Annotated in this window: 14 protein-coding genes; 8 read left to right on the top strand and 6 right to left on the bottom strand. The window is 67.5% G+C overall.

From position 1 onward, the window contains the following. Positions 1-111 precede the first annotated feature (111 nt). The gene (locus tag WFP78_RS10830; RefSeq protein ID WP_336961792.1) at positions 112-1,296 is read right to left on the bottom strand and encodes an MFS transporter; all 1,185 of its coding nucleotides are present in this window, start codon (positions 1,294-1,296) and stop codon (positions 112-114) included. Between the two features lie 359 nt (positions 1,297-1,655). Continuing rightward, on the bottom strand, positions 1,656-2,657 hold the full coding sequence (locus WFP78_RS10825; protein ID WP_336961722.1) for an NAD-dependent epimerase/dehydratase family protein: 1,002 nt from the start codon (positions 2,655-2,657) through the stop codon (positions 1,656-1,658). A gap of 90 nt (positions 2,658-2,747) precedes the next feature. On the opposite strand from WFP78_RS10825, the gene WFP78_RS10820 reads away from it, so the two are divergent. The 3 genes from WFP78_RS10820 (at position 2,748) to WFP78_RS10810 (ending at position 8,964) form a co-directional block, all read left to right on the top strand. After that, complete coding sequence (locus WFP78_RS10820) at positions 2,748-3,716, top strand: LysR family transcriptional regulator (protein WP_336961718.1); 969 nt, start codon at positions 2,748-2,750, stop codon at positions 3,714-3,716. A gap of 295 nt (positions 3,717-4,011) precedes the next feature. Then, positions 4,012-6,312, top strand: coding sequence for a TonB-dependent receptor (locus WFP78_RS10815; protein ID WP_336961715.1), 2,301 nt, complete (start codon positions 4,012-4,014; stop codon positions 6,310-6,312). Positions 6,313-6,339: 27 nt separating this feature from the next. Then, the gene (locus WFP78_RS10810; protein WP_336961713.1) at positions 6,340-8,964 is read left to right on the top strand and encodes a M14 metallopeptidase family protein; all 2,625 of its coding nucleotides are present in this window, start codon (positions 6,340-6,342) and stop codon (positions 8,962-8,964) included. 118 nt (positions 8,965-9,082) lie between these two features. Here the strand turns inward: WFP78_RS10810 and hutC are convergent, their stop codons facing one another. After that, positions 9,083-9,823, bottom strand: coding sequence for a histidine utilization repressor (gene hutC / locus WFP78_RS10805; protein WP_336961711.1), 741 nt, complete (start codon positions 9,821-9,823; stop codon positions 9,083-9,085). Beyond that, on the bottom strand, positions 9,820-11,202 hold the full coding sequence (locus tag WFP78_RS10800) for a formimidoylglutamate deiminase (RefSeq protein WP_336961709.1): 1,383 nt from the start codon (positions 11,200-11,202) through the stop codon (positions 9,820-9,822). Before WFP78_RS10800 ends, hutC begins: the two co-directional genes overlap by 4 nt. Positions 11,203-11,302: 100 nt before the next feature. Between WFP78_RS10800 and hutI the strand changes: the two genes are divergently transcribed. The 5 genes from hutI to WFP78_RS10775 are packed head-to-tail and all read left to right on the top strand — an operon-like array spanning position 11,303 to position 17,055. Beyond that, a complete protein-coding gene (gene hutI, locus WFP78_RS10795; protein WP_336961790.1) occupies positions 11,303-12,502 on the top strand; it encodes an imidazolonepropionase in 1,200 nt (399 codons plus the stop codon). After that, positions 12,499-14,028 (top strand): histidine ammonia-lyase, encoded by a 1,530-nt coding sequence (hutH, locus tag WFP78_RS10790; RefSeq protein ID WP_336961707.1) that lies wholly within the window; start codon positions 12,499-12,501, stop codon positions 14,026-14,028. Before hutI ends, hutH begins: the two co-directional genes overlap by 4 nt. After that, positions 14,025-14,843 (top strand): N-formylglutamate deformylase, encoded by an 819-nt coding sequence (hutG, locus tag WFP78_RS10785; RefSeq protein WP_336961705.1) that lies wholly within the window; start codon positions 14,025-14,027, stop codon positions 14,841-14,843. The genes hutH and hutG overlap by 4 nt, the downstream gene beginning before the upstream one ends. Further along, on the top strand, positions 14,840-16,507 hold the full coding sequence (hutU, locus tag WFP78_RS10780; RefSeq protein WP_336961703.1) for a urocanate hydratase: 1,668 nt from the start codon (positions 14,840-14,842) through the stop codon (positions 16,505-16,507). The genes hutG and hutU overlap by 4 nt, the downstream gene beginning before the upstream one ends. Beyond that, positions 16,504-17,055 (top strand): HutD/Ves family protein, encoded by a 552-nt coding sequence (locus WFP78_RS10775; RefSeq protein ID WP_336961700.1) that lies wholly within the window; start codon positions 16,504-16,506, stop codon positions 17,053-17,055. Before hutU ends, WFP78_RS10775 begins: the two co-directional genes overlap by 4 nt. A 39-nt stretch (positions 17,056-17,094) precedes the next feature. Here the strand turns inward: WFP78_RS10775 and WFP78_RS10770 are convergent, their stop codons facing one another. Next, a complete protein-coding gene (locus WFP78_RS10770) occupies positions 17,095-18,102 on the bottom strand; it encodes a sugar kinase (protein ID WP_336961697.1) in 1,008 nt (335 codons plus the stop codon). A gap of 45 nt (positions 18,103-18,147) precedes the next feature. Then, a complete protein-coding gene (locus WFP78_RS10765; protein WP_336961694.1) occupies positions 18,148-21,093 on the bottom strand; it encodes a glycosyl hydrolase 115 family protein in 2,946 nt (981 codons plus the stop codon). Positions 21,094-21,095: the final 2 nt, after the last annotated feature.

The raw sequence follows: 21,095 nt of genomic DNA, 5'->3' as shown, positions 1-21,095 counted from the left end.
TTGAAGGCTGGTTAACCCATATGCATCGAATGAGGCATGATCCCGAAAAGGCCCTTCCCGGCGCGGCCCCGGCCCCGCCGTCGCTCCGCCGGGAAATGCGACGGGCATGGATCAGCGGCCCCTCGCCAGGCTGGCGGCCTGCAGGATCGCGGCGACGGCGGCGAGGACGACGCCCAGCGTCGCGACCGCATTCCAGCCGCCCAGCGCCCAGGCCCAGGTCGCGCCGGCCGATCCCGCCGCGCCGCCCAGGAACATCGTGCCCATGAACATGGTGTTGAGCCGGGCGCGCGCCTCCGGCCGGAGCGCATAGACGATATGCTGGTTGGAGATGAGCGCGCCCTGCACCCCGAAATCCAGCAGGACGACGCCGACGATCAGCCCCGCGATCGAGCCGAACAGGCCGAACACCAGCCATGACGCCAGCGTGAGCGCCGCGCCCAGCGCGATCGCCTCATGCGGCCCGCGCCTGTCGGCGATGCGGCCCGCAATGGGCGCGGCGAGGATGCCGATCGCGCCGACGATGCCGAACAGACCGGCGACATCGGCGCCCAGGCCGAAGCGCGGCTGCTGCAGGCGTAGCGCCAGGATCGTCCAGAACGCGCTGAAGGCGGCGAACAGCAGCGCCTGCGTGATCGCGGCCAGGCGAAGCGCGCCGAATTCGCGCCACAGGCCGATGAGCGAGCGCAGCAACGCGCCATAGCGCAGGTCGATCTCCGGCTGGCTGCGCGGCAGCCTGATCGCCATCCATCCGCCGGCGGCCAGCGCCAGCGGCACGCCCAGCCAGAACATCTCCCGCCAGCCCGCATGGGTCGCGACAAAGCCTGCGAGCGTGCGGCTGAGCAGGATGCCGCATAACAGCCCCGACATCACCGTGCCGACCGTCGCCCCCCGCCGCTCGGGCGCGGAGAGATGCGCGGCAAAGGGCACGATCTGCTGGGCCACGGTGGACGCCGCGCCAAGCAGCAGCGACGCCAGGATCAGCAGCCCGGCGCTGGGCGCCAGCGCCGCGCCGACCAGCATGGCGGCAAGCAGCAGGAACTGGACGACGATCAACCGCTTGCGCTCGACCAGATCGCCCAGCGGCACCAGCAGGAACAGCCCGGCCGCATAGCCAAGCTGCGTCGCCGTCGGGACCAGGCCCGTCATCGTCCCCCGCAGATCGCGTTCCATGACGCCCAGCATCGGCTGGTTATAATAGATGTTGGCGACAGCGATGCCGGTCGCGGCCGCCATGGCAAGGGTCAGGCCGCGCCCCAGCGCGTCGACCGGCTGCTTTACGGGCGTGCGAACAGTCATGGTCATCGGGGTCTCTCGTCGGGGGCGGGGGTGATGCGGGATCGGGCATGGCGGAAGGCGGTCATGGCGGGTGCGCCGGAGGGAGCATTATGACGGAAACGGCGCCATGCCTATCCATACGAAGATATGGCAATGCCCGTCCGGATTCGATCGCCGGGCATGGGGCCTGCCTCCGTCATGATCGCGCGCTGCCGCCCCACTATGCCAGGGGCGCGGCCATGGCGAGGGCCCGTAGCAAAGACACCCGAACCGCCGGAAGAAGCGGGCAAAGCGTCGGGCCGGGCCGATCCGACAGCCCCCGCCGTCCCACATCCTTCCGCCAGCACATGGGCACGGCATGCCGATATGCCGATTGCCGGTTACAGGGCCGGAACCATGGCCCTGCCCGCGCCCGCCGCCGGTTCAAGGCAGCCGATCCCCTCCAGCGTCGCGCGCACGGCTTCGTCCAGCGGCGTGTGGGGTTCAGCGCCGATGGCCGCCACCAGCCGGTCGTTGCGCAGGCGGACGGGATGGTCCCACAGATATTTCATCTCCACCAGTTCCCGCAGCAACGGGACGAAGGGCGCCGCCAGCCGCATCATCAGCCAGGGCATGCGCCGCAGCTGGAAAGCGGGCGCGCCCAGCACGCGGCGGATCGCGTCCACCATCTGCGTGCCATCGGCATCCCATTGGCCGTCCATATGGAAGCGGGCGAAATCGGGCAGGTCTTCCTGCGCGATCAGGCGCACCATCGTTTCCGCCACATCGGGCAGATAGGCCCATTGATGGCCGACGCCGCGCCTGCCCGGATAGCTGATGCCGGTCGGGCGATGCCCCGGCTTGACCAGACCCTGGCTGAACCAGTTATTGGCCGCGCCCGGCCCGAAAAAGTCGCCGGCGCGGACGATCAGCACTTTCGCCTCCCCCCGGTCCGCCGCGTCCTTCAGGCGGCGCTCCATCTCCACCCTGATCCGACCCTTGCGGGTCCGGGCATGTTGCGGGGCGCTCTCGGCAATGTCCGGAAAGACATCGGGGCCGTAATTATAGACGGTGCCGGGCAGCAGGATGCGGGCGCCATGCATCCGCGCGGCGGCCAGGCTGCTGTCGAGCATCGGCAGCACCAGTTTCTCCCAGTCGCGATAGCCCGGCGGGTTCACCGCATGCACGATCAGGCTGGCGCCCGCCGCCGCCGCGACCACATCGGCCGTGACCAGCGCATCCCCGCCGATCCATTCGCCCCCCTTGATCCTGCCTTCCCCGGCCGCCCGCGCGGGATCGCGGTGCAGCGCCCGCACATGCCATCCGGCCGAAACCAGCCGCGCCGCCACCGCCCCGCCGATGCCGCCGGTCGCCCCCAGAACCAATGCCGTTTTCCGTTCCATATCAGCCTCCATCGTTGGACGCAGACAGGGTCGGCCCTTTCCCTGCTCAACGAAATTGCCGAATTATCTTGATATGCTATACGAAAATAGATGAGCAAGCCGCCCAGCTGGGATCTTTACCGCACCTTCAATGCCGTCCTGCGGGAGGGGTCGCTGTCGGGTGCGGCGCGCGCGCTCGGCCTGACGCAGCCCAGCGTGGCGCGGCATATCGATGCGCTGGAAGAGGCATTGGGTGCCGGGCTTTTCCTCAGGACGCCGCACGGCCTTTCGCCCACCGACGCGGCGCTGGAGCTGAAGCCCCATGCGGCCCTGCTCGCGTCCACCGCCGCCGCGCTCCTGCGCACCGCCGAAGGGCGAGGCGGCGAGGGCGGCGCGGGCGCGGTGCGCGGCACCGTCAGGATCAGCGCCAGCGAAGTCGTCGGCGCGGAGCATCTGCCGCCGATCCTCGCGCGGCTGCGGCAGGCCCATCCCGCATTGACCATCGAGCTTTCGCTGTCGAACGCGCTCGACGACCTGCTCCAGCGCAAGGCCGACATCGCGATCCGCATGGTGCGGCCGGAACAGCAGGCGCTGGTCGCCCGGCGCATCGGCGCCATTCCGCTGGGGCTCCATGCCCATCGCGACTATCTGGCGCGGCGCGGCGTCCCCCGGAACATGGCGCAGCTGCGCGATCACGACCTGATCGGCTATGATGTCGAAACCCCGGCGATCCGCGCCCTTGCCCGGCGCTATCCGGCGCTTGAGCGCGCCGCATTCGCCCTGCGCGTCGACAGCGACGTCGCCCAGCTGTGCGCCATCCGCGCCGGTTTCGGCATCGGCGTGTGCCAGGTCCCGATCGCGGCCGCCAACCCCGATCTCGTGCGCGTCCTGGCCGACGCCTTCGCCGTCGATCTGGAAACATGGGTGGTGATGCACGAAGACCTGCGCAGCAGCGCGCGCTGCCGGGTCGTTTTCGATATGCTCGTTCGGGAGTTGACCCGGATCGTCGGCGGCTTCATGCAGGCGCCCGATCATCAACCCAGGCTGGCGGCGACCGACCAGAAGCGGCCACCCCGATAGGGCATCGCATCACGCCCGTAGCCATTCTATTCGGACCATCCCACGCCTGCCACCCCCCGCCAGCGCCACAACCTCTTGAGACAGCGGTATTTTTCCGCTCGACCGAAGGCCGGCGCCCTGCCGGCGGCCGGCACCCCTCCGCCGCCTATTTTCTAGGCAATATCGAAACGTAACGCCCATAAATTGGGCAATAATATTTCTTGTCTATACATTATTTTTGCCATTATGATCCGAGTCGAGCGATCCGACAGCAACAGTTGCGGAACGACGGCATTCCAAAAAAAAGGGGAAGCACATGAATCATCGGTACGGACTTCATCGCACGCTGCGCGGCCTGACGGCATGCACGGCCGCCGCAGCACTGGCCACCGCATTTTCGGTGAGCGCCCAGGCCCAGACCGCTCAGGCGGCCCCCGCGGCAGCCGACGCCGGCACGGACATCGTCGTCACCGCCCTGCGCCGCGACACCACCCTGCAGACCACGCCGATGGCGATCACCGCCCTCACCGGCGAGACGCTGACCAATGCGGGCGTCACCAACATCGCGGACTATGCGAAGTTCGTCCCCAGCCTGCGCATCCAGGACAACGGCCCCGGCCAGCGCCGCGTCAGCCTGCGCGGCGTGCAGGCGTCGGGCGAAGCGACCGTCGGCGTCTATTATGACGATACGCCCGTCACCGGCTCCGTCGGCGTCTCCAGCGACGCGGCCGGCCGTACCGCCGACTTCACCCTGTTCGACGTCAGCCGTATCGAGGTGCTGCGCGGGCCGCAGGGCACGCTCTATGGCTCCAGCTCGATGGGCGGCGCGATCCGCGTGATCCTGAACAAGCCGACGCAGGACTATGAAGGCACCGTCGAAGGCCAGATGATGTCCACCAAGGGCGGCGGCTTCGGCTATTTCGTCAACGGCATGGTCAACGTGCCGCTGGTGAAGGACCTGCTCGCCGTGCGCGCCGTGCTCTATCGCCGCGACAGCAACGGCTATGTCGACAACAGCTTCCTCAACCGCAAGAATGTGAACGACTATACGGCCACCGGCGGCCGCCTGATGGCCCGCCTGACGCCCTCGTCCAACCTGACCATCGACGCCTCGGCATCGTTCGAGAACACCGATGCCGTATCCGCTTCGTGGAACCCGGAAGTGGGCGACTACAAGACCGCCGCACAGGTGATGCTGCCCTATACCGACAAGTCGCAAATCTATAACCTGACCGCGAAGTGGGACATTGGCGGCGTCAACCTGACGTCGATCACTTCCTACCAGCATCGCAAGTCCGCCTATGCGGCCGACGACAGCTATTATATCGGCAGCTATCGCACCGCCGCACGCTGCGCCGCCTATGTCAACGGCAGCAGCACCAGCGCCTGCTCCGACAGCCAGTTGACCAGCTATTACAACTATATCGACGGGCTGAGCCCGGCAGCGATCTACTATCCCGGCTCGACCAAGGACTTCACGCAGGAAGTCCGCCTGAGTTCCGACGGCACGCAGATGATCGACTGGACGATCGGCGGCTTCTACCAGAACCGCAAGAACGACGTGACCTCTTCGGACGCCCGCGCCGACGACGTGACCGGCGAGATCATCACGCCGGTCCAGCTCTTCTATCGCCGCGAAATCTTCGACAAGTTGGAGCAATTCGCGGTGTTCGGCGAGGGCACCTTCCATGCCACGCCCAAGCTGAGCCTGACCGCCGGCATCCGCTATTTCGATTACAACAAGACAGTGCAGGGCTTCACCGACATCGCCTGGACGCTGATCGGCGCGCCCGCCCGTCCGCTCTCGACCGTCGATTCCTCGGAAAACGGTACGCTGCTGAAGTTCAACGCCGCATGGCAGGCCACGTCCGACATGATGTTCTATGCGACCGCGTCGCAGGGCTTCCGTCCAGGCGGCGCCAATCAGGTGATCGGTCTTTCGGCGGACCTCACGCCCTATCAGGCGGACCGTCTGTGGAACTATGAGGCCGGCGCCAAGCTGAGCCTGCTGGACCGCAAGCTGACGTTGAACCTTGCGGGCTACCAGATCGACTGGAAGAACATGCAGGTCAGCGGCCGCACCACCAATGGCGCGTTCAGCTTCCTGTCCAATGCCGGTGCCGCGCGCGTCCGGGGCGTCGAGGCAGAGGCGTTTCTCCGGCCGGTCAAGGGCCTGCAGCTCACCCTGTCGGGCAATTATATCGACGCCAAGCTGACCGAAGACCAGGTGAACGACGCGGTCGTGGCCGCCGGCCGCGCCGGCGACCGCATCCCCTATATCCCGCATCTGAGCGGTGCATTCGGCGCGGAATATACGGTGCCGGTCAGCGGCACGGTGGATTTCTTCGCCCGCGCGGACGTCAACTATGCCGGCTCCTCCTATTCGGAATTCCGGCCGACCAACGTCTATCGCGTGAAGATGGACGACTATGCCCTCGCCAATGTCCGCATCGGCCTGGAGCTGCCGGCGAGCGACACGGGCGTCTATCTGTTCGTCAACAACATCTTCGATTCCGTGGCGATCAACCGGGCGTCGCGCTCTTCCACCGCGAACAGCTATTCGGCGACATCGGCCGCGCCGCGCACCGTCGGCATCAACCTGCGCCATCATTTCTGATCGCATTCCAACAAGGTAGGTAGTTTCATGACCAAGCCGCTTTCGCGCGCGGTGCGCGCCCTGCTGATGGTATCGGCGCTGGGACTGTCCGTCCCGGCGCTGGCCGACCCCGTGCCCACGCCGAAAGCGGTGCTCGGCCATGATCCGGGCGACGATTATTATCTCGCCAATTACGAGGATTCGCTCCGCTATTTCGAGGCGCTGGCGAAGGCGTCCGACCGCATCAGGCTGTTCACCGCCGGCAAGACGACGCAGGGGCGCACGATGACCTATGCGGTCATCTCCTCCCCCGCCAACCTCGCCAATTTCGAGAAGTACAAGGAGATTTCCCGGCGGCTGGGCGACCCCCGCGGCCTGAGCGACGACCAGGCCCGCGCGCTCGCCAAGGACAGCAAGATCATCGTCCATATCGACGGCGGCATGCATGCAAGCGAAGTGGCCGACCATCAGCTGCCGCTGGCGCTCGCCTACAAGCTGCTGTCGGCGAAGGACGATGCCGAGGTCGACGCGATCCTGAACGACGTCATCCTCGTGCTGTGGCCCACGCTCAACCCCGACGGGCAGGACATGGTCGTCGACTGGTATCGCAAGCAGCGCGGCACGAAATGGGAAACCAGCCGCACGCCCTGGCTGTACCAGGAATATGTCGGGCACGACAATAATCGCGACGGCTACATGCTGAACATGCAGGAAAGCCAGGTCGTGAACGCGACCGAGCAGGGCTATTCCCCGGTCATCTGGTATTCGCAGCACCAGAGCGCGCCCTTCCCCGCGCGCATCTGGGTGCCGCCCTTCGCCGACCCGATCTCGTCCAACATCAGCCCCTATATGCGCATCTGGACCAACGCCATCGGCACCAACATCATCGCGCGGATGGAAAAGGAACAGAAGCCCGGCGCGATCGCGCAGGCGCGGTTCGACAACTGGTATCCCGGTTTCCTCGATTATATCCACGTCTTCCGCAACACCATCTCCTTCTTCACCGAAACCGCGCATGACAGCGCCACGCCCAAGACCTTCACGGTCAAGGATTTCCCGAAGAACATGCAGGATCTGAAAAGCCAGATCATGTACCCCACCCCCTGGCGCGGGGGCGAATGGCACCTGAAGAACAGCGTCGACTATATGGTCACGGCGTCGATGTCGGTGCTGGAGACGGCGCAGAAATATCGCGAGACGCTGCTGTTCAACCGCTATCAGGCGGGGCGCGACATGGTCGCCGCGTCCGCCAAGGACGGCCCGGCCGCCTATGTCATCCCCGCCGGGCAGACCGACATGCCCGAAGCGGCATCGCTCGCCCAGCTGATGATCAGCCATGGCCTGGACGTGCTGCAGCTGGACAAGCCGGCGACGATCGGCACCCAAAGCTATGCCGCGGGCAGCTGGGTGGTGCCGACCGACCAGCCCTTTGCCGGGCTGGCGCGCGAACTGTTCGAGAAACAGAGCTATCCCGACGCGATCCTGGACGGCAACGGCAAGCCCGTCGACCTGCCCTATGACGTGACCGGCTGGACCCTGCCGATGCAGATGGGCGTGCGGGTGGACCGCATCGTCCAGCCGCTCGACGCCGCCGCGCGCGGGGACATGCGCAAGCTCGACAAGGCCACGCCGCCTGCGGGCGGCATCAGCGGCACGGGCGGCAGCTATCTGGTCGACCGGCGCGTCAACAACAGCTATCGCGTGCTGAACGCCGCGCTCGCCGCCGGGGGCAAGGCCGCCTGGACAAGCGCCGCGCTGCAGCCCGGCGCCGCGCCGGAAGACGCCATCGCCATCACCGGCCTGCCCGCGTCCGCAATGGCGAAGATCGCCGCCGACTACAGCGTATCCGTCACCGCGACGGGGCAGAAGCCGGACGGCAAGGCCGTGCAGAAGGGCCGCGTCGGCCTGTACCGCCCATGGGGATCGAATATCGACGAGGGCTGGACCCGCTGGCTGCTCGAACGCTATGCCTTCGCGCCCAAGAGCCTGTACAATGCCGACATCAAGGGCGGACTTGCGGGCAAGTACGACACCATCGTCATCCCCGACCTCAATGCCCCCGGCAAAGCCCGCCCCGGCGACATCGCGCCGGCGTCGGACACGGTTTCCGCCTATAAGGGGCCGCTCGCCTCGCTGATGGACGGTTTCAGCCCCAGCCAGATGCCCGCCCCCTATGCCGGCGGCATCGGCAAGGACGGCGCGGAAAAGCTGAAGGCATTCGTGAGCGGCGGCGGCACGCTGGTGGCGCTCAACAATGCCTCCGACGCGGTCATCGACCTGTTCGACCTGCCCGTGACCAACATCCTCAAGGATGTGAAGAGCGATCAGTTCTTCTGCTCCGGCGCCCTGCTCGCGGTCGATCTGAAGCCGGGCACGTCGGTCGCCGCCGGCATGCCCGGCAACCCGATCGTGATGTTCGAGCGCGGCCCCGCCTTCGCCCCCAAGCCCGGCTTCAAGGGCGAGGTGCTGGCCTCCTACGCGGCATCGGGCAATCCGCTGCGCAGCGGCGTGCTGCTCCACCCGGAGATGATCCAGGGCAAGGCCGCCGCCATCGAAGTCGATTATGGCAAGGGCAAGATCTACCTCTACGGCTTCAAGCCGCAGTGGCGCGCCCAGTCGCATGGCACCTACAAGCTGCTGTTCAACACCCTCTATCCCGACAGCGGCAAATAAGATCGCGGGAGAGACAGGAAGGGCGCCGGCTTCTGCATGAGCCGGCGCCCTTTTCCTTTGGGCATCATAGGGGCACTGTCCCCTCCGTCCGGACGGATCAGATTAAATTGTCCGGGCCTTATCTGGCCGGATGATCGGGCGCCGCGCCGGCCGTTGCCGCCGGGCCGAAGCGGGCGACCAGATCATAGGCGTCGCCCAGGAACAGCTGCCGCACATAGGTGATGCGATCCGCGCCGCGCCATGTCCGGCGCTCGACGCACAGGCATGCCGATCCGACCGGGATGTGCAGCAGCCTTGCTTCCTCGCCAATCGCCGACACCGCGGAAATCCGGGTCTCCGCCTCGGTCCAGGGCACATGCTGGAGCAGCCATGTGCCGGGCGAGAGGCCCGCGATATCCGCCTCCACGATCCCCGGCACCGCCTTCACGCTGACGAGGCGATGCTCGACCGCGAGCGGCACATGATTGGCCAGGTGAACCCCCTCCAGCTGCATCAGTTCGCCCTCGCCCGCCAGCGACACCTCCTCCTGCGATCCCGGCGCGGGCGGGCGCAGCCGCTGGGTCAGCGGCGCATAGGCATAGCTCTGCCCCCGCTCGCGGATCTGGGCGGACAGGTCCGGCACGTCGAGCACCATCGAATGCACGCGCGGCCGCGCCACGAAGGTGCCCGCGCGCTTGCGCCGGTCGATCAGCCCCGCCGAGAGCAGCGCCGACAGCGCCTTGTTCACGGTCATGCGCGAGCAGCCGTAAAGCTGCATCAGATCCTGCTCGATCGGCAGCCGGTCGCCCGGCGCCAGCGCGCCCGACAGGATGCGTGTCTCGAAGTCCGTTCTTATCCGTTCATGCAACGGCTGTCTCACGCGGTCAGCCCCCTCAACACCGCGAGAAAGCGCGCGCCCACCCGCGCGCGCTCCCGGTGCCGTCCACCGCTAACGACCTTTGCGCCATATCGCCAGACGCAATCGATGCCCGCCCGCCCCGCCGCGAAGATCAGCCCGTCGAGCAGCGTCGCGGGTTCGCGCACGGCCAGCGAGACATGCCGGGAATCGAGGCTGACGATATCCGCCGGCAGGCCGACCGCAAGCCCGGACGCAACACCCAGCGCCGCCGATCCGCCCGCCATCGCGGCGGCGAAGATATCCGCGCCGGTCGACCGCCCCGCCCCGCGCGCCAGCATGTTGCGCCCGCGATGCTGCAACCGCTGGCCATATTCCAGCAGGCGCAATTCCTCGGTCGCGTCGATCAGCACATTGGAATCGCTGCCGATGCCATAGCGCCCGCCCGCCGCCAGAAAGGGCTCGGCCGGAAAGATGCCGTCGCCCAGATTTGCCTCGGTGATCGGGCACAGCCCGGCCACCGCGCCGGAACGCGCCATCGCCTCCGCTTCCTGCCCCGTCATGTGGGTCGCATGGACAAGGCACCAGCGCGCATCGACATCGGCATGGTCGAGCAGCCATGCGACCGGGCGCTGGCCGCTCCAGGCAAGGCAATCCTCCACCTCGCGCATCTGCTCGGCGATGTGGATATGGACGGGCCGCCCGCGCGCCATGGCGTCCAGCAGGGCAAGCTGCTGCGGCGACACCGCGCGCAGGCTGTGCGGCGCGATGCCGACGATCGCGTCTGGCAATGACCGGGCTGCCTGCCCGGCGGCCTCCAGCAGCAGGGCATAGCCGTCGATATCGGTGATGAAGCGGCGCTGGTCCGGGCGGGGCGGCAGGGCGCCGAAACCGGCATGGGCGTAGAAGACCGGCAGCAGGGTCAGGCCGATGCCGCTTTCCGCCGCCGCCGCGACGATCGCGCCGCTCATCTCCGCGCGGTCGGCAAAGGGTTGCCCGTCGCGATCATGGTGCAGATAATGAAATTCGCCGACGCGGGTGAAGCCGCTTTCCAGCATCTCGACATAGCCGAGCGCGGCGATGGCCTGCACATCCTGCGGCGTCATCCGGTCGACAAAGCGATACATGACATCCCGCCAGGTCCAGAAGCTGTCGCCCGAAGGCCCACGGATTTCGGCAAGCCCCGCCATGCCGCGCTGGAAGGCATGGCTGTGCAGATTGGGCATGCCGGGCAGCGCGCAACCATGCCGCTCCTCCTCTCCGGGGCGATGCTGCGCGCCGGTCTCCACCGACGCGATCCGGCCTGCGTCGAGCGCGATCCGCACGTCCGACGCCCAGCCTTCCGGCAGCAGGGCCCGGTCGAAAAACAGGGCCTGTCCGGGGTTGCTCCTATGCGTCTGCATCAATTTCCTCCCCAACTTCCTTCGCGCCTATTTTTTGTCTATACATTAAATCCGAATGGTGCAATCACCGGCGTGCGACATGGTGAGGGATAGCCCGATGATACAGTGCGACAGGCTATGGAAAGAGGCGCGGCTGGCAACGCTGGCGGGCGATGATCTGGGCATATGCGAGCAGGGAATCGTCGCCGCGAAGGACGGGCGCATCGTCTATGCCGGCCCGGCCGCCGACGCCCCCGCACTGGCCGCGGACGAGACGATATCCTGCGATGGCCGCTGGATCACGCCCGGCCTGATCGACTGCCACACCCATCTGATCCACGGCGGCAATCGCGCGCAGGAATTCGAGATGCGGCTCGCCGGCGCCTCCTATGAAGAGATCGCGCGGGCCGGCGGCGGCATCGTCTCGACCATGCGGGCGACGCGCGCCGCCAGCGAGGACGATCTGGTCGCCGGCGCCCTCCCCCGGCTCGACGCGCTGATCGCCGAAGGCGCGACGACGGTCGAGGTGAAGTCGGGCTACGGCCTCGATCTGGAAACCGAATTGCGGATGCTCCGCGTGGCCCGGCGGCTGGGCGACGAGCGCCCGGTGCGGATCGCGACGACCTTCCTTGGCGCCCATGCGCTCCCCCCGGAATATGCCGGCGACCCGGACGGCTATGTCGCCCTGCTGTGCGACGATCTGCTGCCACAGGTCGCGGCGCTGGGCCTTGCCGATGCGGTGGACGCCTTTTGCGAGGGCATCGGTTTCTCGCTCGCGCAGACACGGCGGCTGTTCGATGCCGCCGCCCGCCACGGCCTGCCGGTCAAGCTCCATGCGGAGCAGCTTTCCAACCTTCACGGCGCGCGCCTCGCCGCCGAACATGGCGCGCTGTCCGCCGATCATCTGGAGCATCTGGACGAGGACGGCGTCGCCGCCATGGCGAAGGCCGGGACGGTCGCGACCCTGCTGCCGGGCGCCTATTATTTCGTGCGCGAGACGCAGTTGCCGCCGGTCGACGCGCTGCGCCGCGCGGGCGTGCCGATCGCGCTCGCGACGGACTGCAATCCGGGCACCTCGCCGCTCACCTCGCTGCTGCTGACGATGAACATGGGCGCGACGCTGTTCCGCCTGACCGTTGCGGAATGCCTGGCCGGGGTGACGCGCAATGCCGCCCGCGCGCTCGGCCTTGGCGACAGCATCGGCACGCTGGAGGCCGGCAAGCGCTGCGACCTTGCGATCTGGGACATCGCGCGCCCGGCCGAGCTTGTTTATCGCATGGGGTATAATCCGCTCCATGCGCGCATCTGGAGTGGTCAATGAACGATATCGTCCTGTATCCCGGCGAAGTGACGCTCGCGCAATGGCGCGCGATCTATCGTGGCGCGGCTGTGCGGCTTGATGCCGCGTCGGCTCCCCTGATCGCGCAAAGCGCCGCCGCCGTCGCCCGCATCCTCGCCAAGGGCAAGCCGGTCTACGGGATCAACACCGGCTTCGGCAAACTCGCCAGCGTGCGCATCGGCGACGAAGACCTCGCTACCCTGCAACGGAATATCGTGCTCAGCCATGCGGCGGGCACCGGCGCGCCCTCCCCCGTGCCCGTCATCCGCCTGATGATGGCGCTGAAGCTCGCCAGCCTCGCGCAGGGCGCCTCGGGCGTCCGCCCCGAAACGGTGGCGCTGCTGGAAGCGATGCTGGTGAAGGGCCTGACCCCGGTGGTGCCCTGCCAGGGGTCGGTCGGCGCCAGCGGCGACCTTGCACCGCTGGCGCATATGGCGGCGGCGATGATCGGCGTGGGCGAGATTTTCGTCGGCGACGACCGCCTGCCCGCAACGCAGGCACTGGCGCAGGCCGGGCTCGCCCCCATCGCGCTTGGCCCCAAGGAAGGGCTGGCGCTGCTCAACGGCACGCAATTCTCGGCCGCCAATGCGCTTGCGGGATTGTTCGAGGCGGAATTGCTGTTCCAGTCCGCCCTCATCACCGGCGCACTCTCGACGGAGGCGGCCAAGGGCTCCGACACCCCGTTCGATCCGCGCATCCACACGCTGCGCCGTCATGCCGGGCAGATCGAGACGGCGGCGGCGCTTCGCGCGCTCATGGCCGGCTCGGCGATCCGCGCCAGCCATCTGGACAACGACGCGCGCGTGCAGGACCCCTATTGCCTGCGCTGCCAGCCGCAGGTGATGGGCGCCGCGCTCGACATCCTGCGTCAGGCCGCGACCACGCTGGAGATCGAGGCGAACGGCGTGTCCGACAATCCGCTGATCTTCCCGGACAGCGATGAGGCGCTGTCGGGCGGCAATTTCCACGCCGAGCCCGTCGCCTTCGCCGCCGACATCATCGCCATGGCGATATGCGAGATCGGCTCCATCGCGGAACGGCGCATCGCCATGCTGGTCGATCCCGCGCTGTCCGGCCTGCCCGCCTTCCTCACGCCCAAGCCCGGCCTCAACTCCGGCTTCATGATCCCGCAGGTGACGGCGGCCGCGCTGGTCTCCGAGAACAAGCAGCGCGCCTATCCCGCCAGCGTCGATTCCATCCCGACCTCCGCCAATCAGGAGGATCATGTGTCGATGGCCGCCCATGGCGCCCGCCGCCTGCTCGACATGGCGGCCAATGCGACGGCGGTGATCGGCATCGAATGGCTGGCGGCGGCGCAGGGCGTCGATTTCCACGCGCCGCTGACGACGAGCCCGCCGTTAGCCGCAGCGCACGACTGCCTGCGCGGCGCGGTGCCGACGCTGGACGACGACCGGCATTTCTACCCGGACATGGAGGCGGCCAACGCCCTCATCCGCTCGGGGGCGCTGGCCGCCGCCGCCGGAGACGGCCTGCCGGGCGTCGCATGACCGGCTGGCTGGATATCGTGCCGGGGGACGCGCCGCTGATCGTCGCCTTCCCCCATAGCGGCACCGGCCTTGCCGATGTCGCGGACCAGTTCCGCTCGCCCTGGCTCGCCCGGCGCGATGCGGACTGGTGGGTGGACCGGCTCTACGGCTTCGCCCGCGATCTGGGCGCGACCACGGTGCGGACCGCGATCTCGCGCAGCGTGATCGACGTCAACCGCGATCCCTCCGGCGCGTCGCTCTATCCGGGGCAGGCGACGACGGAACTGTGCCCGACGACCAGCTTCGACGGCGATCCGCTCTATGCCGGCGACGGCCCCGACGCGGCGGAGATCGCCCGGCGGCGCGCGACATGGTTCGATCCCTATCACACAGCGCTGGCGGGAGAGATCGCCCGGCTGCGCGTGCGCCATCCCCGCGTCGTCCTCTACGATGCCCATTCGATCCGCAGCCATGTGCCCCGGCTGTTCGACGGCGATCTGCCGCAGTTCAACATCGGCACGAACAATGGCGCGACCTGCGATCCCGCGCTTGCCGCCGCGGTCGAGGCGCTGTGCGCCGCCAGCGGCCGCAGCCATGTGCTCAACGGACGCTTTCGTGGCGGATGGACGACCCGCCATTATGGCCAGCCGGAACGCGGCATCCACGCCATCCAGATGGAACTGGCGATCCGCGGCTATATGGACGAGCCGGATGCGCCGGACGAAGCCAGCTGGCCGCCCGCTTTTGATCCCGCCCGCGCCGCCGGGATCGCCCCCATCCTCACCGACATCATGAAGGCGTGCATCGCCTTCGCCCTTCAGGAAAGCAGAGCATGACCCGTATCGACAACAGCCGCATCATCAAGCCCGCGACCGGCGCGGCATTGAGCGCGAAAAGCTGGCTGACCGAAGCGCCGTTGCGGATGCTGATGAACAACCTGCATCCCGATGTCGCCGAACGGCCCGAGGAGCTGGTCGTCTATGGCGGCATCGGCCGCGCCGCGCGCGACTGGGAAAGCTATGACAGGATCGTGGAGACGCTGCGCCGGCTGGAAGACGACGAGACGCTGCTGGTCCAGTCCGGCAAGCCGGTGGGCGTGTTCCGCACCCATGCCGACGCGCCGCGCGTGCTGATCGCCAATTCCAACCTCGTCCCCCACTGGGCGACCTGGGAGCATTTCAACGAGCTCGATAGGCGCGGCCTGGCCATGTACGGGCAGATGACGGCCGGATCGTGGATCTATATCGGCACCCAGGGCATCGTGCAGGGCACCTATGAAACCTTTGTCGAGATGGGCCGCCAGCATCATGGCGGCGACCTGTCGGGCAAATGGCTGCTGACCGCCGGCCTTGGTGGCATGGGCGGCGCGCAGCCGCTGGCCGCCGTGATGGCGGGCGCCTCCTGCCTCGCCATCGAATGCCAGCCCAGCCGCATCGAGATGCGCCTGCGCACCGGCTATCTGGATGTCGCGGCCGACACGATCGAGGAGGCGATGGCGATCATCGAGAAAAGCTGCGCGGAGAAGACGCCGGTGTCGGTCGGCCTGCTCGGCAATGCGGCGGAGATCCTGCCCGAGATGTTCAGGCGCGGCATCCGCCCCGACCTGCTGACCGACCAGACCAGCGCGCATGACCCGGTGAACGGCTACCTCCCCGCCGGCTGGACCGTCGCCCAATGGATCGAGCGGCGCGAGCGCGAGCCCGAAGCGGTGGCGAAGGCCGCCAGGGCCTCCATGGCCGTCCATGTCCGCGCGATGCTGGATTTTCAGGCGGCGGGCGTGCCGACCACCGATTATGGCAACAATATCCGCCAGATGGCGCTGGACGAGGGCGTGGAAAACGCCTTTGCCTTCCCCGGCTTCGTCCCCGCCTATATCCGCCCGCTCTTCTGCCGGGGCATCGGCCCGTTCCGCTGGGTCGCGCTCTCGGGCGATCCGGAGGATATCTACAGGACCGACGCGAAGGTGAAGGAGCTGCTGCCGGACGACGCGAACCTCCACAACTGGCTCGACATGGCGCGGGAGAAAATCCAGTTCCAGGGCCTGCCCGCGCGCATCTGCTGGGTCGGGCTTGGCGACCGCCATCGCCTCGGCCTCGCCTTCAACGAGATGGTGGCGAAGGGTGAGCTGAAGGCGCCCGTCGTCATCGGCCGCGACCATCTGGATAGCGGCTCCGTCGCCTCCCCCAATCGCGAGACGGAAGCGATGCGCGACGGCAGCGATGCGGTGAGCGACTGGCCGCTGCTCAACGCCCTGCTCAACACCGCGAGCGGCGCGACCTGGGTGTCGCTGCATCATGGCGGCGGCGTCGGCATGGGCTATTCGCAGCATAGCGGCATGGTGATCGTCGCCGACGGCACGGCGCAAGCAGCGAAGCGGCTGGAGCGGGTGCTGTGGAACGATCCGGCGACCGGCGTCATGCGCCATGCCGATGCGGGCTATGCCATCGCGCTGGATTGCGCGCGCGAAAAGGGGTTGGACCTGCCGGGCATATTGGGGTGAGCAACACGTCGATCCGCGCACCGATCCGCATCGCCGACTGCCCGCCGGTGCCATGGAAAAATGGCGGCGGCACGACGCGCGAAATCGCCGTCTACCCGCCCGGCGCGGGCATGGACGATTTCCTGTGGCGGATCAGCATGGCCCGGGTGGACCGGCCCGGGCCGTTCTCCGCCTTTCCCGGCGTCGACCGCGTGCTCGCGGTGCTGGACGGCACATTGCGCCTGACCGCCCCGAACGCCCCGAACATCGAAGCCCATGTCATGACCGGGCAGAGCCCGCCCCACGCCTTCGATGGCGATGCGGCGATATGGGGAGAACCGCTGGGCGGCCCCGTGCTCGACCTCAACGTCATGGCCCGGCGGGCGCAGTGCGCCATCGCCATGCGGCGCCTGCCCGCCGGGGCGATGGCGGATGTCAGGGGCACGACCTTCCTGACCGCGCTGGAGCCCATGGAGATCGGATCGGTGGCGCTGGGTCGGCTGGACAGCCTGCGGCTGGACCGCCCCGTGCGTCTGCCCGGCGCCGCCATCCTCACGCATCTGACCTGATCGGGTATCAGCGCATCAGAGCATCCCGGCGGGAGGATATCAGCGGCGGACGTCCATGTTCCCGCTCCGGAACGCGTCCAGGTCCCTCTGGGTGAAGAGCGAGGCATCGCCGGGCAGCGAGTGCTTGAGCGCGCTGATCGCCAGCCCGGTTTCCGCCGCCTCCGCGATATCCTTTCCGCCCCGCAGCGCATGCAGCACGCCCACGGCAAAGCCGTCCCCCGCGCCGATGCGGTCGACAATGCCGGAAATGTCTATCTCCGCCGTCTGGGCCTGATCCTCGCGCGTGTCGATCCGCGCGGAGATGCGATGGCGGTCGCTGTCCTCCACATGGCGCGCGGTCGAGGCGATGAGCGACAGCCGGGGAAAGGCGGCGAAGGCGATCTCGGCCGCCTCGCGCCGCCGCTCCGCGCCATCGCCCGACAAGGACCGGTCGAGCAGCAGCGCGATGTCGCGATGATTGCCGAACAGGATATTCGCATGGCCGACCAGCTCGTGCAGGATCGCGCGCGGATCGCTGTCCCACCGCTCCCACAGGCGCGCGCGATAATTGCCGTCGAAGGAGAGCGTGATGCCCCGGTCGCTGGCCGCCCGCGCCGCGGCCAGCGCGGCACGGGCCGGGTCCGGGCCCAGCGCCGGGGTGATGCCCGACAGATGCAGCCAGTCCGCCCCGTCCAATATCCGGTCCCAGTCCCAATCCTCGACCGGCGCGCAGGCGAAGGCGGAATGTTCGCGGTCGTAAATCACCTCGGTCGCGCGCAGGCCCGCGCCCGGCACGGCCACATAGAGCCCCATGCGCCCGCTGCCGCGACGGATATGGCGGCAATCGACGCCATTGCCGCGCAGGAAGGTGATCGCCGCCTCGCCCATGTCATTGTCGGGCAGGGCGCTCGCCATGGCGACCTCATGGCCCAGGCGCGCAAGGCCCGACGCGATATTGGCCTCGGCCCCCGCCACCCAGACATCCAGCCTGGGCGACTGCAGCAGCAATTCGCGCCGGGGCGGCGACAGGCGCAGCATGATTTCCCCGAAAGTGACCAGCCGTGCCATCAGGCCCCGCCCTCCATCATCATCCTGTCGACCATCGCGCCCCGCCTATTTCGACGCAGCGCGGATGCGGGTTTCGGGCACCGGCAGATAGGCCTTGGGCGCGCCGGTGAAGGCGACCTCCAGCCGGTCGAGCGTGAAGCCCGGGTCCATCGCATAGACGGTGACGCTGTGGGCGCCGGGCGCCAGGCGCAGATCGGGCACGGTTTCCACCGCCGCGTTCATCTCCACATTATTCTGCCACCGCTGGCTGAATTCGGGCGCGGCGAAATTGAGGATCTGGAGCGGCCCATTGTCGACCGACACCGCCGCGCGCATGCCATTGTCCGACGTCACCGGCAGGAAGGGCAGCGCGATCACCTTCAAGGTCGCGGGGTCTTCCGTCGTCGTCGTCGAGAACCGCCAGGTGGCCGAGGGAGCCTTGCGGATCGCGGCCTCGTCCGATCCCCGGATGGTGGGGGTCTGCAGCGTGGCCTGGATGGAGGCGCCGGTATGCCCCAGCCCTTCGATCACCTTCCAGCCGGGCGACATCGCGTCGGCATGGCTCGCATAGATCGACACGATGCGGTTGAATTCCATGAAGGAGACGTTCGGCACGGTGTTTTCCGGCGCGATGTTGACGCCGACCGGGAAGGTGCGCAGGCCACCCTCGCACTGGAAGCTGACGATCCCCTTGCCTTCCTTGGGCGCATGGGCCCAATCGATCGCGATCTGCACCCGCTCCTCCAGATTGCCGGGGGTCAGCGTACCGCCCGCCGTGCTGATCTTGATCCAGGGCACATCGGCGGTCGCGGTCCACTTCACCGTGTCCGGGCTCTGCAGATAGAGGTCGATGAAGCGGCTGTTCTGCAGTTCCGGGTGGAACAGCGTCAGCACCGGCGAATGCACGCGGATGAGGTGGGGCAGCTTGTTGAAGAATTCGACCGGCTCTCCCGGCGTCGATCCGCGCCCGTCGAAGATCGCCCCGCTCTCCGTCACCATGCCGCAGCCGCTATTGCCTTCGGTTTTCCAGGTCGGGACAAAGGGGTTCTGGTAGACGGCCAGGCCGTGCGGCTTCATCCCCATCATGTAGCGCCACTTGCCGCCCGCAATCTCCTCGTTGAACCGGGTGCCCGCCGCGTCGATGTCGGCCTGCGCCTTTTCCACCGCGGCGCTGTAGCTGTTGGCGCTGGCCCGGCGCTGCATGGCATAGCCGATCGCCTTGTCCAGGTTGAGCTGGCGGCGGTTGAAGGCGCTGGCCAGGTCGACCGGGAACTGGACCAGTTCGTAGAAGGCATCCTTGCGGTCGGCCGCGGTCTTCGACGCCAGGTCGGCCACCTGCTGCTCCAGCCCGGTATAGGCCGCGATCCGGCGCGCATTCTCGTCGCCGAATTCGTCCATGTTGAAATCGGTCTGGCGAATGGGCGTGGCGGGCAGCGTGCGGGTGAAGGCCATGAATTCGGGATTGCGATCGAAGGCCAGGTCATATTGGCGCCAGAGGATGTCGGCGATGGGATCGGCCGCCGCCGCGCCAAAGCTTTCCCCGGTAAAACCGCGCAGATGCTGCTTCACGCTGGCGACATCGGGATATTTCTCGGTGTCGAAGGCCAGGTCGAGAAACAGCTGCATCAGATATTCGCCCGGCTTGATGTCGCCGACATTGAGAATCCACATCCGCCGCGCATCCATCTGATAGGCTTTGGTCATCTCTTCCCACATCAGCGCCGGATGGGTGTTCGCCATCAGCAGGTAGGACATGGGATAGCCCCAGTAGGAGATGTGGTAATAGACGCCCGCCCCGCCGGAACGCGCGCGCTCCTTCGCGTTGCTCAGCCGGCGGATATAGCCGTAATTGTCGTCCGGCCAGTTGAGCGTGACATAATCGGGCACCTTGAGCCCGGAATCATAGGCCGGCAGCACTTCCTTATAGGGGGTGAAGACCTGCGGGATCGCCGACGCCGGCTTGCCCAGCGTATCGCTGAGCATCTTCTGCTCGTCGCCCAGCACCTTTTCGAGCAGCCGGGCCTGGTCCTGCGGCGTGTTCGCGCCGGGGATCGGCCGATCCTCCAGCCCGCGCATGCCGACACTGTACATGGTTTCATACGGGCTGGCATTGCGCACCGCCTCGCGCCAATATTCAAGGACATTGTCCTTGTTGGTCAGGTAGTTATAGGGTCCGCGCTTCTCCTCATCCCACTCGCGCAGGTTGGTGCGGGTCATCATCTCCGCATGCGAGCTGGCGCGAACCAGCCCATAAGCCGACGCCAGCGCATTATTGCCTTCGACCTGGTTGAAGGATTTGCCGATGCCGCGCATCGCCGGCCAGAAGATATTGGCCTTGAGCCGCCACATCAGCTCAAAGACGCGGGCATAGGTCTTGGGGCCCAGATCATGCAGCTTGGGGTCATAGGTATTGGCGGCCCAGGGCCACAGGCCGAATTCCTCGTCGTTGAGGAAAATGCCGCGATATTGGACCGAAGGCGTATGCGAATAGCGCAGGGCGCCGTCGACGTTCAGCGTCGCCTGGCGCCGGATGGTGACGTCCGCCCACCATTCGAACGGCGATACGCCCAGCTCGCGCGACAGGTCGGTCACGCCCCAGATCGCGCCGCGCACATCCGAACCGAAGATCAACAGGGCGTCGCGCCCGCCATCCTTCACCATGGCGCGGCCATAGGTTTCCCATTTGCCCGCGATCGGTGCCGCGCTGATGCCATTGGCCTTCAGCAGCGCCGCGATCCTGGGCGCGCTGGCAAGACCGACGATGATTTCCGGGCCCGATCCGCCCGCGCCGCCATTCGCCCCGCCGGTCCTGACCTGCGGCGGCTTTCCGGTCAGCGCCGCGATGTCGCGCGCCAGCAGGTCCGCGGCCTTCGCCAGCGGCGCGGCATCCGTATCGTCATGCACGATCGTGGGCACAGCCTTGCCGTCGAACACGACCATATCGGCCGCATGGGCGATCGTCGATCCTCCCAGCATCAGGGCTGCCGCAAGAGCGTGACGGATGCGCATCATGA

Source organism: Sphingobium aquiterrae (genome assembly GCF_037154135.1).
Classification (GTDB): domain Bacteria; phylum Pseudomonadota; class Alphaproteobacteria; order Sphingomonadales; family Sphingomonadaceae; genus Sphingobium; species Sphingobium aquiterrae.
This window is presented reverse-complemented; position numbering and strand designations above follow the sequence as displayed.

Excerpts from the sequence above, each read along its gene's own strand:
- WFP78_RS10815 (WP_336961715.1), top strand. The coding sequence starts at position 4,012 with ATGAATCATCGGTACGGACTTCATCGCACGCTGCGCGGCCTGACGGCA.
- WFP78_RS10770 (WP_336961697.1), bottom strand. The coding sequence starts at position 18,102 with ATGGCACGGCTGGTCACTTTCGGGGAAATCATGCTGCGCCTGTCGCCG.
- WFP78_RS10820 (WP_336961718.1), top strand. The coding sequence starts at position 2,748 with ATGAGCAAGCCGCCCAGCTGGGATCTTTACCGCACCTTCAATGCCGTC.
- WFP78_RS10810 (WP_336961713.1), top strand. The coding sequence starts at position 6,340 with ATGACCAAGCCGCTTTCGCGCGCGGTGCGCGCCCTGCTGATGGTATCG.
- WFP78_RS10830 (WP_336961792.1), bottom strand. The coding sequence starts at position 1,296 with ATGACTGTTCGCACGCCCGTAAAGCAGCCGGTCGACGCGCTGGGGCGC.
- hutG (WP_336961705.1), top strand. The coding sequence starts at position 14,025 with ATGACCGGCTGGCTGGATATCGTGCCGGGGGACGCGCCGCTGATCGTC.
- hutH (WP_336961707.1), top strand. The coding sequence starts at position 12,499 with ATGAACGATATCGTCCTGTATCCCGGCGAAGTGACGCTCGCGCAATGG.
- WFP78_RS10825 (WP_336961722.1), bottom strand. The coding sequence starts at position 2,657 with ATGGAACGGAAAACGGCATTGGTTCTGGGGGCGACCGGCGGCATCGGC.
- hutU (WP_336961703.1), top strand. The coding sequence starts at position 14,840 with ATGACCCGTATCGACAACAGCCGCATCATCAAGCCCGCGACCGGCGCG.
- WFP78_RS10765 (WP_336961694.1), bottom strand. The coding sequence starts at position 21,093 with ATGATGCGCATCCGTCACGCTCTTGCGGCAGCCCTGATGCTGGGAGGA.
- WFP78_RS10800 (WP_336961709.1), bottom strand. The coding sequence starts at position 11,202 with ATGCAGACGCATAGGAGCAACCCCGGACAGGCCCTGTTTTTCGACCGG.